The sequence below is a fragment of the Paenibacillus medicaginis genome, from assembly GCF_042138635.1.
Classification (GTDB): domain Bacteria; phylum Bacillota; class Bacilli; order Paenibacillales; family Paenibacillaceae; genus Paenibacillus; species Paenibacillus medicaginis.
In genome coordinates, this window is sequence record NZ_JBHIRY010000106.1 from 1 (window position 1) to 401 (window position 401).

General features: G+C 58.1%; 1 protein-coding gene. It reads right to left on the bottom strand.

The features are described 5' to 3' along the window. Positions 1–98: 98 nt before the first annotated feature. Positions 99–401, bottom strand: a 303-nt coding sequence (tnpA, locus tag ACE5LO_RS27845) for an IS66 family insertion sequence element accessory protein TnpA (protein ID WP_375523147.1), incomplete at its 5' end; no start/stop codon positions are given.

Sequence of the window (401 nt, forward strand, 5' to 3'; positions counted from 1 at the left end):
AGCGAAACGTTCCTGGACGAGAGCGGCCAATCCGTCGATGGACTTTCGGAGATCCGTCACCCCTGTGGCCAGGTAAATCGCTTGAGCCCCGTTCAGCGTCAGCATGGGGCCTCCAGCGCAGCGACGATGGAACGAAGCAATTGAGGGTCGAAGCCGGGCCGGACTTCGAGGCGAACCCCGCCGATCTGAAGGGAGAGACTGGGAGCGACTTCCGTTCTGGCGGTTTCCCGGAGCGCTAGCGGAATAAAGGAGGCTGGAGATTCGGAGGTGGAGACTGGACGAGATTTCAAAGTCCGAAGCCAGTATTTCAGTTGATTTAGAGTTACACCTTGCGTCGCACACCAGGCTTTCATGGTCTGTCCGCTGGCTTTGTAATCCGCGACGCGTGCAATCCATGCTTG